19 protein-coding genes and 1 riboswitch are annotated in these 24523 nt (G+C 68.3%); of the genes, 10 read left to right on the top strand and 9 right to left on the bottom strand.

Annotated features, from left to right (window positions below; all coding sequences use genetic code 11):
* Nucleotides 1-136: 136 nt before the first annotated feature.
* The 9 genes from Q9R39_RS13735 to Q9R39_RS13695 all read left to right on the top strand — a co-directional run bounded on the left by Q9R39_RS13735 (nt 137) and on the right by Q9R39_RS13695 (nt 11647).
* On the top strand, nt 137-535 hold the full coding sequence (locus Q9R39_RS13735; protein WP_058253195.1) for a BlaI/MecI/CopY family transcriptional regulator: 399 nt from the start codon (nt 137-139) through the stop codon (nt 533-535).
* 44 nt (nt 536-579) lie between these two features.
* A complete protein-coding gene (locus tag Q9R39_RS13730; protein ID WP_058253194.1) occupies nt 580-1533 on the top strand; it encodes a M56 family metallopeptidase in 954 nt (317 codons plus the stop codon).
* Nucleotides 1534-1619: 86 nt separating this feature from the next.
* On the top strand, nt 1620-3077 hold the full coding sequence (gene gndA / locus Q9R39_RS13725) for an NADP-dependent phosphogluconate dehydrogenase (RefSeq protein WP_311277639.1): 1458 nt from the start codon (nt 1620-1622) through the stop codon (nt 3075-3077).
* 16 nt (nt 3078-3093) lie between these two features.
* Nucleotides 3094-4527 carry a GuaB1 family IMP dehydrogenase-related protein gene (locus Q9R39_RS13720; protein WP_311277638.1) on the top strand — a complete coding sequence of 478 codons (1434 nt, stop codon included), beginning with the start codon at nt 3094-3096 and terminating at the stop codon, nt 4525-4527.
* A 1-nt stretch (nt 4528) separates the two neighbouring features.
* A complete protein-coding gene (locus Q9R39_RS13715; RefSeq protein WP_065629845.1) occupies nt 4529-5998 on the top strand; it encodes a hemolysin family protein in 1470 nt (489 codons plus the stop codon).
* Nucleotides 5988-7064 (top strand): hemolysin family protein, encoded by a 1077-nt coding sequence (locus Q9R39_RS13710; RefSeq protein WP_269553812.1) that lies wholly within the window; start codon nt 5988-5990, stop codon nt 7062-7064. Before Q9R39_RS13715 ends, Q9R39_RS13710 begins: the two co-directional genes overlap by 11 nt.
* Nucleotides 7061-8005, top strand: coding sequence for a 3-methyladenine DNA glycosylase (locus Q9R39_RS13705; protein ID WP_396275671.1), 945 nt, complete (start codon nt 7061-7063; stop codon nt 8003-8005). The genes Q9R39_RS13710 and Q9R39_RS13705 overlap by 4 nt, the downstream gene beginning before the upstream one ends.
* A gap of 36 nt (nt 8006-8041) precedes the next feature.
* Nucleotides 8042-10273 carry a malate synthase G gene (locus tag Q9R39_RS13700; RefSeq protein WP_205333675.1) on the top strand — a complete coding sequence of 744 codons (2232 nt, stop codon included), beginning with the start codon at nt 8042-8044 and terminating at the stop codon, nt 10271-10273.
* Between the two features lie 138 nt (nt 10274-10411).
* Nucleotides 10412-11647, top strand: coding sequence for a substrate-binding domain-containing protein (locus tag Q9R39_RS13695; protein ID WP_205333676.1), 1236 nt, complete (start codon nt 10412-10414; stop codon nt 11645-11647).
* Nucleotides 11648-11738: 91 nt separating this feature from the next.
* Here Q9R39_RS13695 and gcvP read toward each other — a convergent pair whose 3' ends face one another.
* The 8 genes from gcvP to secA2 form a co-directional block, all read right to left on the bottom strand.
* Entirely contained in the window at nt 11739-14675 is a 2937-nt protein-coding gene (gene gcvP / locus Q9R39_RS13690; RefSeq protein ID WP_396275670.1) for an aminomethyl-transferring glycine dehydrogenase, read from the bottom strand.
* A gap of 173 nt (nt 14676-14848) precedes the next feature.
* Nucleotides 14849-14952: riboswitch (glycine riboswitch) on the bottom strand.
* 29 nt (nt 14953-14981) lie between these two features.
* Nucleotides 14982-15626: a MerR family transcriptional regulator gene (locus Q9R39_RS13685; protein ID WP_058253186.1), complete on the bottom strand. Its 645-nt coding sequence runs from the start codon at nt 15624-15626 to the stop codon at nt 14982-14984.
* A 295-nt stretch (nt 15627-15921) separates the two neighbouring features.
* Nucleotides 15922-16434: a bifunctional nuclease family protein gene (locus Q9R39_RS13680; RefSeq protein WP_055475394.1), complete on the bottom strand. Its 513-nt coding sequence runs from the start codon at nt 16432-16434 to the stop codon at nt 15922-15924.
* Nucleotides 16435-16608: 174 nt separating this feature from the next.
* Nucleotides 16609-17295: a MerR family transcriptional regulator gene (locus Q9R39_RS13675; protein ID WP_055475436.1), complete on the bottom strand. Its 687-nt coding sequence runs from the start codon at nt 17293-17295 to the stop codon at nt 16609-16611.
* A 41-nt stretch (nt 17296-17336) separates the two neighbouring features.
* On the bottom strand, nt 17337-17789 hold the full coding sequence (gene garA / locus Q9R39_RS13670) for a glycogen accumulation regulator GarA (RefSeq protein ID WP_055475393.1): 453 nt from the start codon (nt 17787-17789) through the stop codon (nt 17337-17339).
* 315 nt (nt 17790-18104) lie between these two features.
* Nucleotides 18105-18509 carry a glycine cleavage system protein GcvH gene (gcvH, locus tag Q9R39_RS13665; RefSeq protein ID WP_055475392.1) on the bottom strand — a complete coding sequence of 135 codons (405 nt, stop codon included), beginning with the start codon at nt 18507-18509 and terminating at the stop codon, nt 18105-18107.
* Between the two features lie 20 nt (nt 18510-18529).
* Nucleotides 18530-19159 (bottom strand): CDP-alcohol phosphatidyltransferase family protein, encoded by a 630-nt coding sequence (locus Q9R39_RS13660; RefSeq protein ID WP_058253185.1) that lies wholly within the window; start codon nt 19157-19159, stop codon nt 18530-18532.
* On the bottom strand, nt 19156-21567 hold the full coding sequence (gene secA2, locus Q9R39_RS13655; RefSeq protein WP_058253184.1) for an accessory Sec system translocase SecA2: 2412 nt from the start codon (nt 21565-21567) through the stop codon (nt 19156-19158). The genes Q9R39_RS13660 and secA2 overlap by 4 nt, the downstream gene beginning before the upstream one ends.
* 153 nt (nt 21568-21720) lie before the next feature.
* On the opposite strand from secA2, the gene Q9R39_RS13650 reads away from it, so the two are divergent.
* Entirely contained in the window at nt 21721-23268 is a 1548-nt protein-coding gene (locus Q9R39_RS13650; RefSeq protein WP_058253183.1) for a hypothetical protein, read from the top strand.
* A gap of 36 nt (nt 23269-23304) precedes the next feature.
* Here Q9R39_RS13650 and Q9R39_RS13645 read toward each other — a convergent pair whose 3' ends face one another.
* Nucleotides 23305-24519 (bottom strand): hypothetical protein, encoded by a 1215-nt coding sequence (locus tag Q9R39_RS13645; RefSeq protein ID WP_058253228.1) that lies wholly within the window; start codon nt 24517-24519, stop codon nt 23305-23307.
* Nucleotides 24520-24523: the final 4 nt, after the last annotated feature.

Genomic DNA, 24523 nt, shown 5'->3' with positions numbered 1-24523 from the left:
CTAGCCTTACCAACCTGTCAAGCGTTCGGGAAAAGGCCACGTCAGGAGCGTGGTGACCGACATCGGCGTCGCTCGGCACACCGACACGCAACAACTGGGTATCCACCGGACCCACAAACGGAGGCACAGCAGTAAAATGCGAAAGATGAATGGCCTGGGCGACCTCGAACGCGCTGTGATGGACACGTTGTGGGAGAGTTCGACCCCGCAGACCGTGCGGCAGGTACACGCCGCACTGTCCCGGGACCGCTCCCTTGCGTACACGACCGTCATGACGGTCCTGCAGCGACTGGCGAAGAAGAACCTGGTGACGCAGATCCGCGACGACCGGGCCCACAAGTACGTCCCCACCCATCCCCGCGAGGACCTGGTCGCCAGCCTCATGGTCGACGCGCTCAGCGAGGCCGCCGCTCCCGGCTCCCGACATGCGGCCCTGGTGTCCTTCGTCGGTCGCGTGGGCGCCGACGAGGCGGCCGCCCTCCGTTCCGCACTCGATGAACTCGAAGCCGCCCGCGGAACGAGCGACACCGGCTAGATTCGCGGCACCACCACTCGCAGCCCACCCTGAGGAATCACCAGATGACCGCCTTGCTCTTCGGCATCGTCAGCCTGGTGCTCGCCGGACCCGTACCCGAGGCACTGTCCCGGGCCCGCTGGCCGATCCGAGCACCACGCGCGGCGATGACGCTGTGGCAGGCCATTGCCCTGGCCGCCGTGCTGTCGGCGTTCAGCTGTGGCCTGGCGATCGCGGCGAACATCCTCGTGATCGGTCCCGACGGCACCCCGACGACCCACCCGGTCCGTGAGATCGAACGCCTCGGCTGGCCGCTGTGGCTCCTCTGCGTCGGGGTCTTCGTGCTCACCCTGCTCGTCGGCGCGCGGCTGTTCTACACCGTGATCCGCGTCGGCCTGCGCACCCGCGCCCGGCGCAAGGCGCACCGTCAGCTCATCGACATCCTCGACCGTTGCGACCGGACCGACGACGCCGACGATCCGCTCTACGCCCGCGACGTCCGGATGATCGACGTCGAACAACCCCTCGCCTACTGCCTGCCCGGGCTGCGTCAGCGCGTCGTGGTCAGCGAAGGCGTGGTGCATCGGCTCACCCGTGACGAACTCGTCGCGGTGATCGCCCACGAACGCGCGCACCTCCGCGCCCGCCACGACCTCGTCCTCGAGGCCTTCATCGCGTTGCACGAGGCGTTCCCCCGCTTCGTCCGCAGCAGCTCGGCGCTCGGCGCCGCGGAACTGCTCGTCGAGGCACTGGCCGACGACCAGGCCGTCCGCGCGACCACCCCGACGACACTGGGTCGCGCACTGGTCGCGTGCGCCGACGCGGTGGCTCCCCGCGGGGCGATGGCGGTCGGCGGGCCGACCACCCTGACCCGCGTCCACCGGCTCCGCGACGACCGTCCCGCACGCGTTCTCGCGGCCGGCGCCTACATCGCCGCCGCCGCGATCCTGGTCCTGCCGACACTCGCGGTCGCGATCCCGTGGCTGACCGAGCTCAACCGACTCATGTCGGCGTTCTGACGACTCCTGCCCCCCGGCCTCATCTGCCCGCCGTCACACGTGGAGGCAGATCGCCGCTTCGGACACAGAGGCAATAGGCTGTCCGCATGAACAATGTCGACGCATCGTCCTCCTCCGCGAAGGCCCAGATCGGTGTCACCGGCCTGGCCGTCATGGGTTCGAACATCGCACGCAACTTCGCCCGTCACGGGTATACGGTCGCGCTGCACAACCGCAGCATCGCCAAGACCGACGCGCTGCTCGAAAACCACGGCGGCGACGGCAACTTCATCCGCACCGAGACGGTGGCCGACTTCGTGGCCGCACTCGAGCGTCCGCGCCGGGTCCTCATCATGGTGAAGGCGGGCGAGGCGACCGACGCGGTCATCGAGGAACTCGCCGACGCGATGGAGCCGGGCGACATCATCATCGACGGCGGCAACGCCCTCTACACCGACACCATCCGGCGCGAGGCCGCGATGTCGGCCCGCGGACTCAACTTCGTCGGCGCGGGCATCTCCGGCGGCGAAGAGGGCGCGCTCAACGGCCCGTCGATCATGCCGGGCGGACCCGCCGAGTCCTACGAGTCGCTCGGGCCCCTCCTCGAGTCGATCGCCGCCCAGGTCGACGGCGAGCCGTGCTGCACCCACATCGGGCCCGACGGCAGCGGCCACTTCGTCAAGATGGTGCACAACGGCATCGAGTACGCCGACATGCAGCTCATCGGCGAGGCCTACGACCTCATGCGCAAGGCCCTGGACATGCCGGTCTCGGAGATCGCCGACGTCTTCCGCGACTGGAACACCACCGAACTCGAGAGCTACCTGATCGAGATCACCGCGGAGGTCCTCAGCCAGGTCGACGACGAGACCGGCAAGCCGCTGGTCGACGTCATCGTCGACGCCGCGGGTCAGAAGGGCACCGGCCGCTGGACCGTGAAGTCCGCACTCGACCTGGGCATCCCGACGACCGGGATCGCCGAGGCCGTGTTCGCCCGCGCCCTGTCGAGCGCCACCGATCAGCGCGTCGCCGCGCGCGGCCTGTCGTCGGGCAACCTCGGCTCGGCCCCCGCCGACCGCGAGAGCTTCGTCAACGACATCAAGACGGCCCTATACGCCTCCAAGGTCGTCGCCTACGCCCAGGGCTTCGATCAGATCGCCGCCGGCAGCGCCGAGTACGGCTGGGATGTCGACCGCGGAGCACTGGCCACCATCTGGCGCGGCGGCTGCATCATCCGGGCACAGTTCCTCAACCGCATCCGTGAGGCCTACCACGACGACCCCGCCCTTCCGAGCCTGCTTCTCGCGCCGTACTTCCGCGAAGCCGTCGAGGTCGGCATCGACAGTTGGCGCCGGGTGGTTTCGACCGCGACGCTGCTCGGTATACCCGTGCCGGCCTTCGCGTCGTCGCTGTCGTACTACGACGGTCTGCGCGCCGAACGGCTGCCGGCCGCGCTGACCCAGGGTCTGCGCGACTTCTTCGGTGCGCACACCTACCAGCGCATCGACAAGGAGGGCACGTTCCACACACTGTGGAGCGGCGACCGCTCCGAAGTGACCGAATAGGAGCCTGCGAACCCCAGTGCGATTCATCGAAGGCCACCGGCCGACACATGATCTGACCTACGACGATCTGTTCATCGTCCCCGGCAGGTCGGATGTCAGTTCCCGATTCGACGTCGACCTGTCGACGTCGGACGGCAGCGGTACCACGATCCCGCTGGTCGTGGCGAACATGACGGCGGTGGCGGGCAAGCGCATGGCCGAGACGGTGGCCCGCCGCGGTGGGCTCGTGGTCCTCCCCCAGGACCTGCCCATCGAGGCGGCCGCCGCGTCCATCGCCTTCGTGAAGTCACGGCACCTGGTGGCCGACACACCCGTCACCCTCGACCCGGACGCGTCGGTCACCGATGCGGTCGCGTTGATCCCGAAGCGTTCCCACGGCGCGGCCGTCGTGGTCGAAGACGGCCGGCCGGTGGGTGTCGTGACCGAGAGACGGTGCCGCGACGTCGACCGGTTCGCCCGGGTCCGCGAGATCGCCGACCCCGACATCGTGACGCTGCCCGTCGACACCCCGCCCCGCGAGGTCTTCGACGCGCTGGGTGACCTGCACCTGGGCCTGGCCGTGCTCGTCGAACCCGACGGCCGGCTCACCGGGGTGCTCAACCGCGTCGGTGCCCTGCGGCATGCGATCTACACGCCGAACCTCGACTCCGCCGGCGCCCTGCGGATCGCGGCGGCCGTCGGCATCAACGGCGACGTCGTGGGCAAGGCTCGCGCGTTGGTCGCCGCGGGAGCGGATCTACTGGTGATCGACACCGCGCACGGCCATCAGGAGAAGATGCTCACCGCGCTGTCCGCGGTCGCCGACGCCGACCTCGGCGTCCCGATCGCGGCCGGCAATGTCGTGTCGGCCGAGGGCACGCTCGACCTCATCGACGCCGGCGCGTCGATCATCAAGGTCGGTGTCGGGCCGGGCGCGATGTGCACCACCCGCATGATGACCGGCGTCGGGCGTCCCCAGTTCTCGGCGGTCGCCGAATGCGCCGCGGTCGCCTCGGGACACGGTGCAGCGGTCTGGGCCGACGGCGGTGTCCGACACCCGCGCGATGTCGCGCTCGCACTGGCCGCCGGGGCGTCGAACGTGATGGTCGGCTCGTGGTTCGCCGGGACCCACGAGTCACCGGGCGACCTGCTCGTGGACGAGCGGGGTCCGTACAAGGTGAGTTTCGGCATGGCCTCGAAGCGGGCGGTCGCGGCCCGGTCGAGCGGCGACAGCACCTACGACCGAGCACGCAAGAGCTTGTTCGAAGAAGGCATCTCGAGTTCACGGATCCGCCTGGACCCGGAGCGGCCCGGCGTCGAGGACGTCATCGACCACATCTGTGCGGGCGTCCGCAGCACGGCCACGTACACCGGCGCCCGCAACCTGCGCGAACTCCACGACAAGGTGGTGTTGGGCATCCAGTCGCCCGCCGGCTTCGCCGAAGGACGGCCCCTGCCGGGCGGGTGGTGACGTGGAGATCCTGCTCCTGGTCGCGAGTCTCGTCGGATTCATCGCGCTGACGCTCGGGACGGCGCTGTTCGTGGCGGCCGAGTTCTCCCTCACCGCGTTGGAGCGGTCGACGATCACCGCCGACGTGGCCGATCGTGCGGACCGTCGTTCTCGGATGGTCCAACGCGCGCACTCCACCCTGTCGTTCCAGCTGTCGGGCGCACAGCTGGGCATCACGATCACGACCCTCATCACCGGCTACATCGCCGAACCGGTCCTCGCCCGGATCCTCCGGCCGCCGCTGACCGCACTCGGCGTCGGCGAGTCGGTGGCCTCGGCGACCTCGCTCATCCTCGCGCTGGTGATCGCGACCTCCCTGTCGATGGTGCTCGGCGAGCTCATCCCGAAGAACCTCGCGATCGCCAAGCCGCTCGCGGTGGCGCGGGCCACCGCCGGCCCGATGACCGTGTTCTCCGCGGTCTTCCGCTGGGCGATCAACGGATTGAACGGCACGGCGAACTGGATCGTCCGCCGTCTCGGCATCGAACCGACCGATGAGCTGGCCTCCGCGCGGTCGCCCCAGGAACTCGTCTCGCTCGTCCGTAACTCGGCGCGTCGCGGTGCCCTCGACCAGCAGACGGCGACCCTCGTCGACCGCTCGCTGCGCTTCGGCGAACTCACCGCCGAGGACCTGATGACCCCCCGCGTGACGATCGATTGTCTCGACCGCGCCGACTCCGTCCGCGACCTCGTCATGGCGTCGTCGCGCACCGGGCACTCCCGTTTCCCGGTCGTCATCGACGGCGACCTCGACGACCTCGTCGGGGTCGTGCACATCAAACAGGCCTTCACCGTTCCCCCCGAGCGACAGGCCACCACCTCGGTCACCTCGATCGCCCGGCCGGTGCCACGTGTGCCGGCCAGCCTCGACGGTGACGCGCTGATGGAACGCATCCGCGCCGACGGGATGGAGCTGTGCGTCGTGATCGACGAATACGGCGGGACCGCCGGCATCGTCACCACCGAAGACCTCATCGAGGAGATCCTCGGCGACGTCACCGACGAACACGACGACGAACGCGCCGACGTCGCGGTCGACGGCAACGGTTACCTCTGTGCCGGACTGCTGCGCATCGACGAGCTGTACGACGCCGTCGGCTACCACGCCCCCGAAGGGCCCTACGACACGCTGGGTGGACTCGTCATGTACTGCCTGGGCCGCATTCCCACCGTCGACGACGAGGTGGACCTCCCACGACGCTCGGCCGTCGGCGAGACCGACGACGACACCGCCCAGTCGCCCGACCGCGGCCCCGACGTCACCTGGCGTGCGACCGTCACCCAGATGGACGGACGCCGGGTCGACGTGGTCGCGATTCGGCCGGCTCCCGCGGATCAGGTCCGGCCGGCTCACGCGGATCGAGACCTCTCCATCGCTGCCGAACGAAACGGCGAACCGTCGAACATCCAGGAGGACCCGCATGGGCGGTGATCTGTGGGCGGTCGGGCTGACCGTCGTCCTCCTGGCCGGCAACGCGTTCTTCGTGGGTGCCGAGTTCTCCCTGATCTCGGCTCGACGCGACCGCCTCGAAGCCCTCGCCGAGAGCGGCAAGAGCCGTGCGCGAACCGTCATCTACGCCGGCGAACGGCTGTCGCTGATGCTGGCCGGTGCACAGCTCGGCATCACGATCTGCTCGATCCTGCTCGGCCGGGTCGGCGAGCCCGCGGTCGCGCATCTCATCGAGGCGCCGCTGCACCTGGCGCACGTTCCCGATGCCCTCCTCCACCCGATCTCGTTCGCCATCGCGCTGTCGCTCGTCGTGGTGCTGCACATCCTGCTGGGCGAGATGGTCCCGAAGAACATCGCGCTGGCCGGCCCGGAGTCGTCCGCAATGCTCCTCGTGCCGGCACATCTGATGTTCATCCGGCTGGTCCGGCCGTTGATCGCGTTCTACAACTGGCTGGCAAACATCTCCCTGCGGCTCCTCCGAGTGGAACCGAAGGACGAACTCGAGTCCACGGTGTCGCTGGGCGAGCTGGCCGAGATGGTCGGCGAGTCCAAGCAGGAAGGCCTCATCGACGCCGAGGAGCACGAACGACTGACCCGCGCCCTGCAATCCATCGGCCGCACGGTGTCGGAGGTGATGATCCCGCTGGACCAGATGCGCAGTGTCGGTGTGCAGGTGTCCGGTTCCGGCGGCATCGGACCGACCCTGGGTGCGGTGGAGAAAGCGGTCGGCGAGACGGGGTTCTCCCGGTTCCCCGTCCGCGGACCCGACGGCACCTTCACCGGCTATCTGCACCTCAAGGACGTACTCGACGAGATCCTCGACGAGCACGTCGGACCGGACACCATCATCGGCGTCGACAAGATCCGGCCGCTGCCGGTCATCGATTCGACGACGCCCCTCGACGAGGCCACGGGAGTGCTGCGGCGGACCAGTTCGCATCTGGGCGCGGTGGTCGACGACAGCGGCCGCACCATCGGCATCGTCCCGCTCGCCGACCTGGTGGAGGAGTTCGTCGGCAACGTCCGCGACGAGACACACCGGGTGTGACCACGATGACCGCGCAACTGGAACATCCGGATCTCGACCTGGCGGCGCAGGTCCTGGACGCCGACGAGTGGCGAGCACGCCGCGACGCCCATCGGCGGGCGGTGGAGGAGCTGATCGGCCCCTACCTCGACGCCCGGCGTCGCGGCGCCCGTCACCCGGTGATCGACTTCTTGTTCACCTACTACTCGTCACGTCCGGCGCACGTGCTGCGCTGGCATCCCGGGTTCGGTGTGACGATCGAGGACGGCGACGAGTTCCTCGGCCTGCGTGGCTACGAGCAGACCGCCGCCGGTGTGAGCGTCGGCGACGCCTATCTCCGGCACCGCGGCGAAGCGCTCGCCGCCGCCGTGGACATGCTCGGCGCCACCGCCCGACGAACCGCTCGGCTCGGCTGTTTCGGCCTGCACGAGTGGGCGATGGTCTACCGCACCGACGACACCCGGCACGACCTGCCGCTGCGATTGGGGTCCGCGGGCACCGACGCGGTCGTCGAGTCGATGCCGCTGCGGTGCACCCACTTCGATGCCTACCGGTTCTTCACCGACCCGGCGCGTCCGCGCAACGACACCACGTTGAGCCGGGTGACGCAGATCGCGCACGAACAACCGGGTTGCCTGCACGCGACGATGGACCTCTACCGGTACTGCTTCACCCTCGCGCCGCTCGTGCCGTCGGACCTGACGCTCGACTGCTTCGCGCTGGCACTCCGAGCCCGCGACCTCGACATGCGCGCCAGTCCCTACGATCTCAGCGACCTCGGTTACGAGCCGGTCCGCATCGAGACAGCCGCCGGCAGGGCCGACTACGTGCGCGAGCAGTCGGCGATCGCCGAACGGGGAATGACCCTGCGGACGCGGTTGCTCACCATCTGTACGGAGCTCGCGGACCTCGCGACCGTGCCCGGCGGGAGGCGCCTGCCGTCCGCCGTTACCGACGAGTAGCATGTATGCGTCGTCATTCGCTCGAGAAAGGCTGCCATGTCTGACCGGATCACCGTCAACGGGTTGCAGGTCGCTACCGTCCTGCACGACTTCATCAACAACGAGGCGTTGCCCGGTACCGGTGTAGATGCGGACGCCTTCTGGGCCGGTGCGGCCTCGGTCATCGCCGATCTCGCCCCGCGCAACCGCGAACTGCTCGCCGTCCGCGACGACCTGCAGACCAAGCTCGACGCCTGGCACCGCGATCACAAGGACGCCGACCTCACCCCCGGCAGCGCCGACTTCGACTCCTACAAGTCGTTCCTGACCGAGATCGGCTACCTCGCTGAGGTCCCCGCCGACTTCCAGATCACCACGTCGAACGTCGACCGCGAGATCGCCGACACCGCGGGCCCGCAGCTCGTGGTCCCGATCCTCAACGCGCGGTTCGCGCTGAACGCCTCGAACGCCCGCTGGGGTTCGCTGTACGACGCGCTCTACGGCACCGACGCGATCTCCGAGGCCGACGGCGCGGAGAAGGGTTCGTCGTACAACAAGGTGCGCGGTGACAAGGTCATCGCCTACGCCAAGGACTTCCTCGACCAGGCCGTGCCGCTCGAACAGTGCAGCTACACCGATGTGCGGGCGTTCGCCGTCACCGACGGCGCGCTGCAGGTGACGCTGGACGGCGACAAGACCTCCACCCTGGCCGACCCGACCGCGTTCGTCGGCTACCGCGGCGACGCGGCTTCGCCGACCTCGATCCTGCTGCGTAACAACGGCCTTCACCTCGACATCGAGATCGATCCGTCCTCGCCCATCGGGTCCACCGACCCGGCCGGAATCAAGGACGTCGTCGTCGAATCCGCGATCACCACGATCATGGACTTCGAGGACTCGGTCGCTGCGGTCGACGCCGAGGACAAGGTCGTCGGGTACCGGAACTGGCTGGGCCTCAACAAGGGCGACCTGTCCGAAGAGGTCACCAAGGGCGGGAAGACCTTCACGCGCGTGCTCAACGGCAACCGCGAGTACACCGCGCCGGACGGCACCACCTTCGACCTGCACGGGCGTTCGCTGCTGTTCGTCCGCAACGTGGGCCACCTGATGACCAACGACGCGATTCTCGACGCCGATGGCAACGAGGTTCCCGAGGGCATCCTCGACGGTCTGATCACGTCACTGATCGGCATCCACGGTTTGAGCGGCGCCGGGAGCGAAGCGAGCGGGCCGAATGGATCGCAAGCAGAGGGTCTACAGAACTCGCGGACCGGATCGGTCTACATCGTGAAGCCGAAGATGCACGGCCCCGACGAGGTCGCCTTCACCGTCGAACTGTTCGGCCGTGTGGAGAAGGTCCTCGGCCTGCCCGAGAACACGCTCAAGGTCGGGATCATGGACGAGGAGCGCCGCACCACGGTGAACCTCAAGGCCTGCATCAAGGCGGCCGAGCAGCGCGTCGTGTTCATCAACACCGGCTTCCTCGACCGCACCGGCGACGAGATCCACACGTCCATGGAGGCCGGGCCGATGGTCCGCAAGGCCGAGATGAAACAGCAGACCTGGATCGGCGCGTACGAGAACTTCAACGTCGACACCGGCTTGCACGCGGGCCTGCAGCACAAGGCGCAGATCGGCAAGGGCATGTGGGCCATGCCCGACCTGATGGCCGACATGCTCGAGCAGAAGATCGGGCATCCGAAGGCCGGCGCCACGACCGCGTGGGTCCCCTCGCCGACGGCTGCGACACTGCACGCGCTGCACTACCACCTCGTCGACGTCTTCGAGCGCCAGGACGAGATCGCCAAGCGCGATCCCGCCCGGGTCGAGGACGTCCTCACCATCCCGCTCGCGCCGAAGACGGACTGGTCCGACGAGGAGAAGCAGCAGGAACTCGACAACAACTGCCAGTCCATCCTCGGTTACGTGGTGCGATGGATCGACCAGGGTGTCGGCTGCTCCAAGGTCCCCGACATCCACGACGTCGCTCTCATGGAAGACCGTGCGACGCTTCGGATCTCGAGCCAGCTGCTGGCGAACTGGCTGCGCCACGGCATCGTCGGCGAGGCCGACGTGGTGGCCTCGCTCGAGCGGATGGCCCCGGTCGTCGACCGGCAGAACGCCGGTGACCCGACCTACCGCCCGCTGGCGCCGGACTTCGACTCCAACATCGCCTTCCAGGCGGCCAAGGAGCTGATCCTCGAGGGCACGACGCAGCCGAGCGGCTACACCGAGCCGATCCTGCACCGCCGTCGCCGCGAGTACAAGGCGGCGAACCCGGCCGGCTGAGCACCGGGTTCCACGTAGGCGATACGACCGTGCCGAACTGCCGAGGATCGGCACGGCGTATCGTCGTACCCTGCACTGCGCACCGGCTCGCCACGGCCGACCGGGCGAGGGACGCACCGAGCAGGGAGGGCATCGGCGTTGGCACATCACCGGAGTAGCGGCGGGGAGAGCATCCGAAGCCGCGGCGTGAGCCGAGGTGTCGTCGCCGCACTCTTGTCGATCCTGCTCGTCGCGGCCGTCGTCGTCATCTGGCAGGACCTCGGCGATCAGATCGATCGCCAGGCCGAGGAGGCCGCCGCGCAGTGCGTCGAGGGTCGTGAGTCGGTACCGATCGTCGCCGATCCGGATATTGCGCCGGGACTGGCGGCCGTCGCCCGCAACTTCGGCGAGACGAACCCCGTCGTGCGCGACAAATGCGTCAGCGTCGACGTCCGGCCGGGCGACGCGAAGATCACCCTCGACGGTCTGTCGGGGTCGTGGGACACCATGTCGATGGGCGCGTACCCGGCCGCCTGGGTGCCGCAGTCGTCGGTGTGGTCGGCAGATCTGGCGGCGGCGAAACCCGATGCGATCGAGGGCAACACCCGATCGCTGGTCTCGACGCCGGTCGTGCTGGCGGTGTCCCCCGAGCTCAACAGCTCCTTGACCGGCCGCCTCGACTGGTCACAGATCCCCACCCTGCAGCGCCGCGACAACTCACTCGCCGACTTCGGACTCCAGGGTTGGGGATCGTTGCGCATGGCGATGCCGATCGGAGCACAGTCCGACGCCAGCGCGTTGGCCGCCCAGGCGGTCGCGACACGCGTCACCCGGACCACCGGACCGCTGACCACCGCCGACGCCGAGTCGCCGCGGGTCAGTTCCAGTGTCCGCGCCATGCTGGAGGGCGCGCCGCTCTCCCCGGACGGGACACCCCAGGGCGCGGCAACGGCCATCGCCGACGCGCCGGACGCGGCCCGAGCGGAGATCCACGTCGTGCCCATCACCGAACAACGCCTGTTCCAGATGACCCGCGAGGACGACCGCGCACGCCTGGCCGAACTCATCCCGTCGGGTCCGACGCCGATCGCCGACTACCCTGTCATCCGGATGTCGGGTCCCGAGGTCTCCGAGTCGGCAGCCGATGCCGTCGCCGAGTTCATCCAGTTCGCCTCGGAGCCCGAGCAGTTGCAGTTGCTGACCGAGCTCGGTTTCCGCGGCGACGCCCCGATGCCCTCCCCGACCCCGACCGTGACGTTCCCGCGCACGCCCGATCCGATGCCGACACCCGAGAACGGCGCGATCGTCGCCATCAACCGGCTCGTCTACGGGCCGGCCAGCGTTCCGGCGAGCTCCACGCCGCCCTCGGTGCCGTCGGGAAGCGCGGGGGGTTAGAGCTCGCGAGGACGGGTCGTTTCGACACGGTTCGTGGCTGCGCTCCTCACCTGCTCAACGAACAGGTGAGGAGCTTAAGACGATGAAGAAGTCAGCTGCTGTAGGCCTCGATCGGCGGGCAGCTGCACACCAGGTTGCGGTCGCCGTACACCCCGTCGATCCGCCGGACGGCCGGCCACACCTTCGCCCGGCCGCCTGCGGACGGCAGTCCCTGCGGGTAGACGGCGACTTCCCGCGAGTACGGGTGGTCCCACTCGCCGACGAGCGACTCGGCCGTGTGCGGGGCGCCGCGGAGCGGATTGTCCTCGGCGGGCCACTCCCCTCGTCCGACGAGTTCGATCTCGCCGCGGATGGCGATCATCGCATCGCAGAACGCGTCGATCTCGTCGAGGTTCTCGCTCTCGGTGGGCTCGACCATCAGCGTGCCGGCCACCGGGAAACTCATGGTCGGTGCGTGAAAACCGTAGTCGGCGAGTCGTTTTGCCACGTCGTCGACGGTGACGCCGGTGGCCTTGGTGATGGCCCGGAGGTCGAGGATGCACTCGTGGGCGACGAAGCCGTCCTCGCCGGTGTAGAGCACCGGATAGTGCTCACCGAGCCGCTTGGCGACGTAGTTGGCGGCGGTGATCGCCGTGAGCGTCGCCCGCCGGAGACCGTCTGCGCCCATCATCGCGATGTAGGCATAGGTGATCGGCAGGATCGCCGCCGAGCCGTACGGGGCCGCGGCGATCGTGGCCGACCCGGGCAGCTCGTCGGCGAGCGGGTGTCCGGGGAGGAACGGGGCCAGATGCTCCCGGACCGCGACGGGCCCGACGCCGGGCCCGCCGCCGCCGTGCGGGATGCAGAACGTCTTGTGCAGGTTGAGATGGCTGACGTCACCGCCGAAATGACCCGGCCGTGCGACACCGACGAGCGCGTTGAGGTTGGCGCCGTCCACGTAGACCTGGCCGCCGGCGTCGTGCACCGCGCCGCAGACGTCGCGGACGTCGTGCTCGAAGACGCCGTGCGTCGACGGGTACGTGATCATGATCGCCGCGACCCGGCCTTCGTTTGCCGCGATCTTGGCGCGCAGATCGTCGAGGTCGACGTCGCCGTTCTCGCGGCACCCGACCACCACGACGCGCATTCCGGCCATGACGGCCGACGCGGCATTGGTGCCGTGGGCGCTCGACGGGATGAGGCAGACATCCCGGTCGACGTCGCCGCGGCTGAGGTGGTAGCCGCGGATGGCAAGCAGTCCCGCGAACTCCCCCTGTGAACCCGCGTTGGGCTGGAGGCTGACGCGGTCGTAACCGGTGACCGCCACGAGCCAGCCCTCGAGCGTGGTGATCAGCTCGCGGATGCCCGCGGTGTCGTCGGCCGGGGCGAAGGGGTGCAGCTGGGCGAAGCCGGGCCACGTGATGGGTTCCATCTCGGTGGTGGCGTTGAGTTTCATCGTGCACGACCCGAGCGGGATCATGCTGCGGTCGAGCGCGATGTCCTTGTCCGACAGGGCCCGCAGGTAACGCAGCATCGCGGTCTCGGTGCGGTACCGGTTGAACGCCGGGTGGGTCAGGTACTCGCTGGTGCGATTCTCGATCGGCTGCGCGAGTGCCCGCGGGGTGACGCCGGCGACGTCGAAGGCCCGCAGGACGGCATCGATGTCGGCGTCGGTCGTCGTCTCGTCACAGGCGATGCCGATGGTGTCGGCGTCGACGCGTCGCAGGTTGATCCCGTCGTGGCGGGCGCGGGCGAGGATCGTGTCGGCTTGACCGGGTGCGTGCACCTCGACGGTGTCGAAGAAGTTCGCGTGTGCCACCGAGAACCCGCCCGCGGCGATCGAGTCGGCGATCCGGGCCGCTGCGTCGTGGGTGCGTCGTGCGATGGCACGCAGGCCGTCCGCCCCGTGGTACGAGGCGTACATGGCGGCCATCACCGCCAGCAGCACTTGCGCGGTGCAGATGTTGCTCGTGGCCTTCTCCCGGCGGATGTGCTGTTCGCGGGTCTGCAGCGCGAGTCGGTAGGCCAGGTTGCCGTCGGCATCCTTGGAGATGCCGACGAGCCGCCCGGGAAGCTGTCGGGCGTGCTTCGACCCGACGGCGAGGTAACCCGCGTGCGGTCCGCCGAAGCCCATCGGCACACCGAAGCGTTGCGTCGTGCCGAAGCAGACGTCGGCTCCCTGCTCGCCGGGCGGCGTGACCAGTGTCATCGCCAGGAGATCGGCACCGGCCGCGACGAGAGCGCCGCGCTCGTGCGCGGCGTCGACGATCGCGGTGGCGTCGACGATGCGACCCGATGCGCCGGGCACCTGGAGGATCACGCCGAAGAAGTCGCCGTCCGGCAGTCCGCATCCGGGCAGATCGGGGTGCAACGAGGCCTCGACGACCTCGATGCCCAGGGGCTCGGCGCGCGTGTCGAGGACGGCACGCGTCTGCGGGAACAGGTCCGCGTCGACGATCACGCGGTTCGACTTCGACTTGCCCGCGCGACGCATCAGCGTCATCGCCTCGGCGGCCGCGGTGGCCTCGTCGAGCATGGAGGCATTGGCCACCTCCATGCCGGTGAGGTCGGCGACCATGGTCTGGAAGTTCAGCAGCGACTCGAGACGTCCCTGGCTGATCTCCGGCTGATACGGCGTGTACGCGGTGTACCAGGCGGGGTTCTCCAGCACGTTGCGCAGGATGACGCCGGGCGTGTGGGTTCCGTAGTAGCCGAGCCCGATCATCGACCGGGCCACGGTGTTGCGGGCTGCGAGGTCACCGAGTTGTGCGAGGACCGCACTCTCGCTCAGCGGTGCGGGCAGCGCCCCCAGGACATCGGAATCGAGTTCGTCGGCGATGACTGCGGGTATGACACGGTGCGCCAGATCATCGAGGGAAGCCGCGCCGATCGCCTCGAGCATCCGGCGGGTCTCGTCGGCGTCCGGACCGACATGGCGGTCGACGAAGGCGGCCGACAGCTGGGGAGCGGCCCGTGTGGGGTCCGGGCTGGATCCGTCTGGGCTGGATCCTTCTGGGGCGTCGGACGGGGTCGCTTCAGTGGTGGACACGGTGGCGGGCAACCTCTCGCAGGCGCCGGTACACGGACCGGCTGCTGACCCTCCCCCTCTGTCATGTCTTCGGCCACAGCCGATGTGACGCCTGAGAGATTCGGCGCTGCGCAACTCTGCGCGATCGCCTTTCACCGTGGGCGGACGACGGATCGTCACTTTCCAGAGACGTCGTCACCACCGCGGTCCTGGGTGCCTGAGAGTTTGACGGAGAGGTGTTGCTCCTTCGGCGGCCGCCGGCGATGAGTATCCGACGGCGCTCTCCCGCAGCGTAGCGACGCGGGGCCAGTCTACGCGGAGTCTCGACTACCCGGTGCGACGGGCGCGGTTCTTGCGTCGCGCAGCGAGTTCGTCCTCGGGTGCGGTCTCACTGACACCGCCGTCGGCCCGCTCGCCGGGGAAGTCGGCGATGGTGCCGGTGAGTTCGCGCATCGCGCCGCTGACGGCGATGCCGAACACGCCCTGCCCGCCCTGCAGGAGGTCGACGACCTCTTCGGCCGAGGTGCACTCGTACACGGTCGTACCGTCCGAGAACAGGGTGATCTTCGCGAGGTCCTCGACACCGCGCTGACGGAGGTGGTCGACGGCGACGCGGATGTTCTGCAGGGAGATCCCGGTGTCGAGCAGACGCTTGACGATCTTGAGGACGAGGATGTCCTTGAACGAGTACAGGCGCTGGCTTCCGGAACCAGCCGCTCCACGGATCGACGGGACGACCAGCGAGGTGCGGGCCCAGTAGTCGAGCTGGCGGTAGGTGATCCCGGCGATCTGGCAGGCGCTCGGCACCCGGTAGCCGACGAGCTCGTCGGGCACCGTGTCGTCCGGGAAGAGGCCCGGGGCGATGTCGCCGAGACTGCCCTGGGTCGGGACGGCGTCGGGACGCTCGCCCACCGGACGATCGGGTGACTGGTCGCTCGACGTCATTTCGCTGTCGACCGGACGATCGCCCACTTCTGACTCCCTCGCAAAGCTCGGATCGGACGCCGCACCACGGTGCCTGACGTCCACGTCCACAGTACGCGGTCCAGGCTGTTTCCGGTCGGCCGATCATCTTCATCGGCCCGTGTCCGGTGCTCGATGTCGCTGATGACGCTATGCGGCGGAGGACGGTGGATCAACGCGACTCGCCACGACACTCAACCTCAACTTGAGATCAAGACAAATGGTGATCGGGCGGTGTCGATTCCGTGATCTGAGTTTCGGTTCCGGTCGGCGAACACGTTCGTCGACGGATTCCACGAACCGGTCAGGCGCCGCTTGCCTTGAAGTCGTCCGGGGACACGTTGTCGAGGAACTCCTTGAACTTCTCGACCTCGTCCTCTTTGACCTCTTCGGGCTGCACCTCGGCGGACTCGTCGGAATCCTCGTCCGGGATCAGCAACCCCGCCTCGGCGAGAACCTCTTCGTCGGCGATGATCGGCACCTCGGCACGCATCGCGACCGCGATCGAATCCGACGGCCGCGCCGACACCCGCAGATCGCCGGTGAAGATCATCTCGGCGTAGAAGGTGCCCTCCTGCATGTCGACGATCCGGACCTCGACGAGGGTCTGCCCGAACTCCTTGATGAGGTTCACGATCAAATCGTGGGTCAACGGACGAGGAGGCTCGATCCCCTTCTGCCGCAGCGCAATCGACGCAGCTTCACTCTGTCCGATCCAGATCGGCAGGTAGCGTTCGCCCTCGACCTCGCGCAGCAACAACACCGGCTGACTCTGCGGGGGTTCGACCCTGATGCCCACCACACGCATCTCGCTCATCTCGCACCTCCCAGACGCCTTGTACGGCGCTCGATTCAGTGACCTCGACGCTACACCGACTGAGCGGACAGCGGCGGCCGACTCGCGGCGCCCCAGCGGATCCCCTCAGCGGATGCCCTCGACGGATCGTCGCTGTTCAGTCCGGTGCGGCGGTCGCACGCGCGCACCGCGATCTCAGTCCAGCGCACCCTTGACGGCCGCCTTGACCAACTGCGTGTGCAGCGTCACCGACAAGGCCGCGATCTCGCGCACGAGTTCCTCGGCGCGGTCCCGCGCACCGGTGCCCTTGCCCTTGGCGATCGGGTTGGCGATCTGGGCGACGAGGCCCGCCTCGCGATCTGCGGACACCTTGAATGCCCGGAGATGACGCGTCTCCAGGCCGTAACTGGCCAGGGCCGCGGCCGCCTCGACGAGCCGTACGGCGTCCTCGTCGAAGAACCCGGCGGGCCCGGCGGTCAACAGGCCGTTGCGCTGGAGTTCGGTGACGAAAGCCGAATCCACCCCGGTGCGTTCGATCAGCGACTCCCGGGAGACGCGTCCGGCGCGCGCACCGAAGTCGGTGGCCGGCGCCACGGTCCCGCGGGCCGCGGACAGCACGCGCGTTCCGCCGGGACCGAAGCCGCCGTTGCCGTTGTCGATCGCGTCGAGCTGTTCCTTGATCACCTTCAGCGGGAGATACCGGTCCCGCTGCGCGGTCAGCACGAACCGCAGCCGTTCGCAGTCGGCCTGACTGAACCGCCGATACCCCGACGGAGCCCGCTCCGGGGTCACCAGACCCTCCGACTCCAAGAATCGGATCTTCGAGATCGTGATGTCCGGGAAGTCATCACGCAATTGGGCGAGGACCGTGCCGATCGACATCGATCCTTCGCCGCGGGGGGCCGTGGACGCCGTCACGGGTGTCAGGCGTCTGCTTCGTCGCGGGGACCGCTGAGGAACACCAGACGGAACTTGCCGATCTGAACCTCGTCGCCATTGCTCAGCGACGCGGTGTCGACCGGCTCGCGGTTGACGTACGTGCCGTTGAGGCTGCCCACGTCGACGACCTGAAAGTCGTTGTCGCCGAGACGGAACTCGGCGTGACGACGGCTGACGGTCACGTCGTCGAGGAAGATGTCGCTGTCGGGGTGCCGGCCGGCCGAGGTCGTCGGCTGATCGAGGAGGAACCGCGACCCCGCATTGGGTCCTCGCTTCACGACAAGCAGCGCGGTCCCGGGAGCGAGTCGTTCGACCCCCGTGTCGGCCGGCTCACTCGAGGTGCTGGTCCCGGCATCGAGTTCATTGATGAACTCCTCCCGGAACACCGATGTGGTCTCCACCGGCGCCTCGAAGTCCCTGTCGTTTTCGCTCACCACTTCTCCTTCGTCGTCGTCAGTGCCGACCGCACAGTCGCCAACCTCGTTCTCGGAACCGCCGGCAACGCCTGGGACGGTGCCCGTCGGCTCTCGCCACGATGGCCGGTCGAATCTACATGACTTGTGCGGCCGGGTAGTTCTCGGCGCGAGATCGTGAGCATCGGTGTCACGTCGCGCCTCGTTCCCACTGCCGTAACCGTACCGGTCCTGCCGATCCCACCGGCGCGCGAGTCGACTCCGGCATCGACGATCATATCGTTCCGGAGGCGATCAGCCGGGTCGATCGGGGCTCCGGCCGTTCACGGCCGGGAGAACTCACCCCTCGATGACGGCGCGGTACCCCGCGGCGTCGAGTACCTCACCCAGGTGTTCGTCGAGGGTCGCCTCGTCTGCCGCCTCGATCTCGACCAGCCACCCCTCGCCGTACGGGTCCGAATTGACCAGTTCCGGCGAGGCGTCGAGGGCGTCGTTCACCGCCGACACCGTGCCTGCGAGCGGCCCGAAGATGTCCGAGACACTCTTCGTCGACTCGACCTCGGCGAACGACTCGCCGACGGTCACCTCCGCACCGCTCTCGGGTAGCTGGACGAACACCACGTCGCCGAGGGCGTCCTGGGCGTAGTCGGTGATCCCGACGCGCACCGTCGTCGGCCCGAGTCGCTCGATCCACTCGTGCTCCGCGGTGTAGCGCAAGGTCTCTGGCACTTTGCTGTCGGTCACGCGAACCCCTTTCGTCCTCGTCAGACTCTACTGTCTGCCGAGTCGCCTGCCGGGTGACGCGGCGGCATGAGCCGCATCACCAGGATCGTCTGATACCAGTACAGGACGAAGGACCACAGATACAGTCCGACGCCCCAGATCATGAAAGCCCAGCCGATCGGGTACGCGATGGTCCCCACGATCGAATCGAGCTGTCCGGCAAGAAGCCACGGGAATGCGCTCATCAGCGCGAAGGTCCCCGCCTTGCCGATGTAGAGCACCGGGAGCGCCAGCACGCCCCGCGATCGCAACAGTGGAGCGGACGCGAACAGCAGGACGTCGCGCGCGATGATCACACCGATCAGCCACCACGGCAGGAACTCCCGGATGCCGAACGCGATCGGGATGATCACGATGTAGAGCCGGTCGGCGGCCGGGTCGAGCAGCGCACCGATCTTCGACGACTGGTCGAGGAGTCGCGCGATCTTGCCGTCGGCCCAATCGGAGAAGCCCGAGAACATCAGGACGGCGAAGGCCCAGCCATCCGCCTTCTCGACGAGGAGCAGCCACACGAACACCGGGATGAGTGCGAGCCGAAGCACGCTCAGCGCGTTCGGGACCGTGACGATCCGGTCCGGAGCCGGCATGGTCGCCGCCTCCGGCTCGGTCACCGGAAGATCCCGATGATGCCCTGCAAGGTTTTCGCTCCGCCCGAGGAGAACAGGTTGTCGTGGACCATGTAGGTCCAGGTGGTCGTCGACCGGTGCAGATCCGCCGACCCGAGGTCGACGCCGTCGGGGGTGATGTCGGCCTCCCGGAACGTCTCGCGCGCCTTCGCGAGGGCCGTACCGGGCAGATCGGCGAACTCGGCGAGGATCAGCCGATGGAACTCGTCCAGCGGGCTCTCCTTGCCCAGCGACCGGAGGTGGATGCTGGCGCGGACGTCGGAGACGAAGGCGAGATGATCGGCCCAGGCGCGGTCGAGATGGTAGAGCACGATCTCGCGCGCGGCCTGTGACAACACCTCGCGAGGCACGGGCGCGACGGCGGGGGTGGCCTCGTGATCGGTCGCGGCATTCTCGGTCGCGGCATTCTCGGTGTCGGCCTTCTCGGCGTCGGCCTCATCGGTGGTGGTCTCCACCGTCGTCGTGCTCCCGGTCAACTGCGCGTAGCGGTCCGGTTCCAGATCCGCCAGCTCTTCGAGCGCGGCGTCGGTGGTCAGGATCTGCATACGACGTTCGACGATGATGTCCCGCTGCTGATTGACCAGCTTGTTGTAACGCCAGGTGTTCGCGTGGAGTTCGAGCATCACGCCCTCGGCGATCCGCTGGGCCTGCTCGATGAGGTCGACACCCTTGCTGCCCATCGAACCGTCCTCGTTGGGCGACACGGGATCTCGTTTGAACGCGAGGTTCTTGGTGACGACCGGGTCCTCGAGGCTGGAGAAGAACACCGACGTACCGGGATCGCCCTGACGCCCCGCGCGTCCGCGCAGCTGACTGTCGAGACGTTCGGTGTCGTGGCGGCCCGTGCCGACGACGCACAACCCGCCGAGTTCGATGACCTCGTCGTGGGCGTCCGCGTCGTCCTTCGAACCACCCAGGCGGATGTCGGTGCCCCGTCCGGCCATCTGGGTGGACACGGTGACGGCGTCCCGGGCGCCGGCCTCGGCGATGATCTTCGCCTCTTCGGCGTCGTTCTTCGCGTTGAGCACGACCGACGACACCCCGGCCTTGTCGAGGAAGTACGCGAGTTCCTCGGACTCGGCCACGTCGTGGGTACCGATGAGGACGGGTTGTCCGGTCTCGTGGATCTCCTTGACGTAGGCGACGATCGCCTCGACCTTGTTGGCCTTGGTGTCGTAGACCCGGTCGGGCAGGTCGGTCCGGACGTTGGGGGTGTTCGGCGGGATCTGCGAGACGCGCAGTTCGTAGAACTGGCGGAACTGCTCGCCGGCGGCGAGCGCGGTGCCGGTCATGCCGCAGACCTTCGGGTAGCGGCCGATCAGGGCCTGCACCGTGATGGTGTCGATGACCTCTCCCGAATCGGTCTGCGTCAGCCCTTCCTTGAGCTCGACCGCGGCCTGCACCCCGTCGGGCCAGCGCTGGAGCTGCGCGACGCGGCCGCGCGAGGCGTTGATGAGGTGCACGCCGCCGTCGCGGACGATGTAGTGGATGTCGCGTTCGAGGAGATAGTGGGCGTGCATGGCGATGCTGACGTGTACGAGCGTCGTGCCGACGTGTTCCTCGCTGTAGAGGTCGATGCCGCCGAGTTCTTCCTCGACGAACACCGCGCCCTCGTCGGTCAGGGTGACGTTGCGGCCCTCCGCGTCGACCTCGTAGTGCTTGTTCTTCATCCGCGACACGACGTCGTGGATCGCCGCGTCCGGTACCTCGGTCTCGGTCGAACCGGCGAGCACCAGCGGCACGAGCGCCTCGTCGACGAGCACCGAATCCGCCTCGTCGATGATCGCCACGTCGGGTGTCGGCGAGACGAGGTCCGTTTCGGACAGGGCGAGCTGATCACGGAGGACGTCGAAGCCGATCTCGTTGACCGACCCGTAGGTGACGTCACCGGTGTAGGCGCGTCGCCGTTCCTCGCGGCTCGAGTTCTCCGAGACCGCGTGGACGGTGATGCCGAAGACGTCGAACAGCGGCTTCATCCACTCCGCGTCGCGGGTCGCCAGATAGTCGTTGACCGAGATCACGTGGACCTGATGTCCCTGCAGCACATGGCCGATCGCGGCGATGGCGCCGGCGAGCGTCTTGCCCTCACCGGTGGCCATCTCGACGATGTCGCCCTCCAGGAGTCGGAGGGCGCCCTGCAACTGGACATCGAAGGGCCGCAGGCCGATGGTGCGGTCGGCGGCTTCCCGGACCAGGGCGAGGAACTTCGCGCGGTCCGCGGGCTTCTCGGCGATGTCGAGTTTCTCGGCCTCCGCGCCGAACGCGTCGTCGGCGAGTTCGGCGGCCCAGTCGGTGTGGGCTTCGGCGTCCTTGATCACACCCAACGACTTCGACTGGTTGCGAGTCGACTGGGCGCCCAGAAGGCGCCACATGCTGTTGCTCAGCTTTCCCACCGAAACATTTCTCCTGATCGTTCCCGGTTCCGTCGCGACCCACCCCCTCCGGGCGGGTCAGGTCAGCAACAACGGTACGCGGCCGCTGGTCGACCGAGAACGCCGACATTATGATCAGTCCACCCGATTCGGCTCGAGGACTAAGGACGGCCCATGACCAGGACTCGCCGGACCAGGGTTCGACTCCGTCTCCTGCGCGCGACGATCGCCGGGTCGCTCATCGCGGTCGGGGTAGGCCTCGGTGCATTCAACGACTGGTGGGTCGCGCTGTTCTTCGGGATCCCCCTGGTCTTCGCCGGCATCGCGGTCAGTCCCCGCGCTTCCCGGGTGTCGGAACTGCCGGAGTTCCGCCGCGCGACGTCGCCGGACGCCCCGCAGGTGGAGGTGGAGGCGCTCACCCGCAGCAGCCTCACCGCCGACGACTCGCAACCGACCATGGTCACCGCGACGATCAACCCACCGAACGACACCGCGTACCGGGCGCGCTGGATCACCTCGATGACCAAGGGGAATTTCCAGTCGCTGACCGACACCCCGTTCACGACACTGCCGCCGGATGCTCTCCCGCCCCGCGACCAGCCCGAGACCCCCGAATTCGACGACCAGCCCGGCCGCTGGGCGCTCGTCTATCCCGCGGTCACCCTGCTCGTGGCCGGCGCCTTGCTGTTCGGCGTCGCCGGCGGGTGGCACGTCGAGGGGCCGTCGCTCTCCGGGTTCGATTCCGCGATCGATTCCGGCGACGAGGCCGACGAAGACAACGCGGCGACTCTCGCCGATCACCATCGGCGGATGCTGGATGCAATCGCTGAATACGTAGGCCCGCAGGGCGTACACAACGTGCTGCAACTCGACTACGAGATCGGCTCTCCGTCGGCCTCTGCGCGCGTCTTCGATCCCACTACCGGCCGTGCCAGGACGATCAACATCGGTGACGGGTACTCGAATTCGTCAGTCGTGCCCAACACCGAAAGAGCGAACAAGACCTTCGACGCCGCGGCCATCGACCCGAACACGCTTGGCTCACTCGCCGACCCGATGGTGGCGGCGGTCCGGCCGTACTCCACCGAACCGGAACTGGACAAGGTGGTCATCGAACGGCGCGGACCGGACGGTCCGGTATTGATCACCGGGACCATCGAACCCGACGAGGGCGTCGTCGATGATTACGTTGTCCAGGCGACACCCGACGGCACCGTCGCCGAGTTCTTCGACCCCGCGGACTTCGCCAAGTCGTTTGAACTGGCACGACGTGAACTGGCGGCTGCGCGTGTCCCTCTGGACGCACCCGTCATCGAGGAGTTCATCATCCAGGGGACAGCGGACGGTGTGTCCCCGGTCACAGCGAGCATCATCCAGAACTCTGGCGGGGTCCTGGTCCGGTACCGGCTCGGCGACCGTGGCGGCGAAGTCGCCGTCGCGCCCGGCGAATTCCCGGTGGCCTCTGTCAGCGAAGGCCGTTACCGAAGCGAAGGCTTCCGCTTCGACAGCATCTCGGCAGACACCCTCGACCAGGTCAGGGCCGACTTGATGAGACGTGCGTCGGTCCCGGAGTACGACCGCGATGCGGTGGGCGTCGAGGTCGAACGCAACCGCATCGACGAGGCTTCGCAGTTCGTCATCCGCATGGACATCGCCAACACCGACGACGCCGAGGCGGTCTATTCGTTGGACGGACGCTTCATCAAGGAAGGCCGGTACTGACACCGGAGCCGGCCGGCGCGACCACACTGGCCGGCCTCACACCTTCGGCGTCCCCGCTTCCAGCGCCCTCCGGGTAACGGCCTGCAGTTCGGCCACCGCCGCTTCGGGCGGATGCAGCACCCCGCGATCGGTCATCGTGGTGACGATGTCGCGGACGCGGCCGTAGTACGTCGCCTGTTCGGCCGGCGTGCTGCTGGCGGCGGCGTGGTTGTAGAGCTTGAGCGCGCGATCGAGGTCGTCCTGATCGGTCTGCTCCAGGTAGCTTGCGCCCACCCGCCGGCCGTTCTTCTCGCAGGCGATCCAGGCCCGCCGCAGTCTGGCGACGGACTGCTGGTAGGCGTCGGCGCGCGAGCGGTTGCCCGGGTAGTCGTCGGTCCGCAGAGCCATCGCCTCGTCGAGCGCGAGATGGAAGGTCTGCGTCTGTTCGACCGTCACGTCGGTCACGGCCGGATACCTCAGCAGCATGGCGGGATCGAGTTCGTAGGTTCCGTAGGCGCCGAGGACCTCGTCGTGGCGACGCGCCGCTTCCTCCCACAACCGTTGCGCCGCTTCGTCAGAGCCCGCGTCGGCGATCCGGGGCCCGCCGGATGCGGGTCGGGTCAGGTCGACCGGTTCGTCCGGCGGGGCACTCGCCGCTGCCGCCCGCGACCCGGCCGGCGTCGGGGCGCCCTTCTTCTTCGTGGCGATGCGTTCGGGCGCGTGCCGCCGGAGTCGGGCCAGGATCTCCGCGACCGCCGGGTCTCCTTCGACGACGGCGACCCGCCAGAACTCCGTCTCGGGCGTATCGTCGGACTCGTGCCGCGAGCTGGGTGGCGTCCGGTCGGCGGGAACGGGCTCACCGTCCCGGCTCGCGAAGGTGAGTTTCAGATACTTCTGTCCGACGACCGTCAGGTGACGCGCACGCTCGCCGGCCATGTCCGAGGTGGAGTCCGCCGGACCTCCCACCGCGACCGTCACCAGCGACGAGAGCGGGTACCCGACGAGTGTGCGGTCCTCGTTGCCGAAGTAGACCGTGTCGTCGTCGACGGTGAGCAGGACGGCGCCTCGTTCGCCGAGCCGGCCGTAGGCCGCTCCGAGCAGCGATGCCACGATGGCCCCACCGACCACCGCCGACGTGATCAGACCGTCGACGCCGGCGATGTTGAGGGTCACGAGCGCGATCATCGCGACGACCATGAGAACCCAGGCTGCGGTGGCCGAGCGGTGGTGGCGACCGGTCAGGTATTCAGTCCGACACGTCACCGGGACCATGGTG

Origin of the sequence: Gordonia sp. AC31 (genome assembly GCF_031844505.1) — a bacterium.
Lineage (GTDB): Bacteria > Actinomycetota > Actinomycetes > Mycobacteriales > Mycobacteriaceae > Gordonia > Gordonia hongkongensis.
Note: the sequence above shows the minus strand (reverse complement) of the source record. Positions and strands in the feature narration are given on the sequence as shown.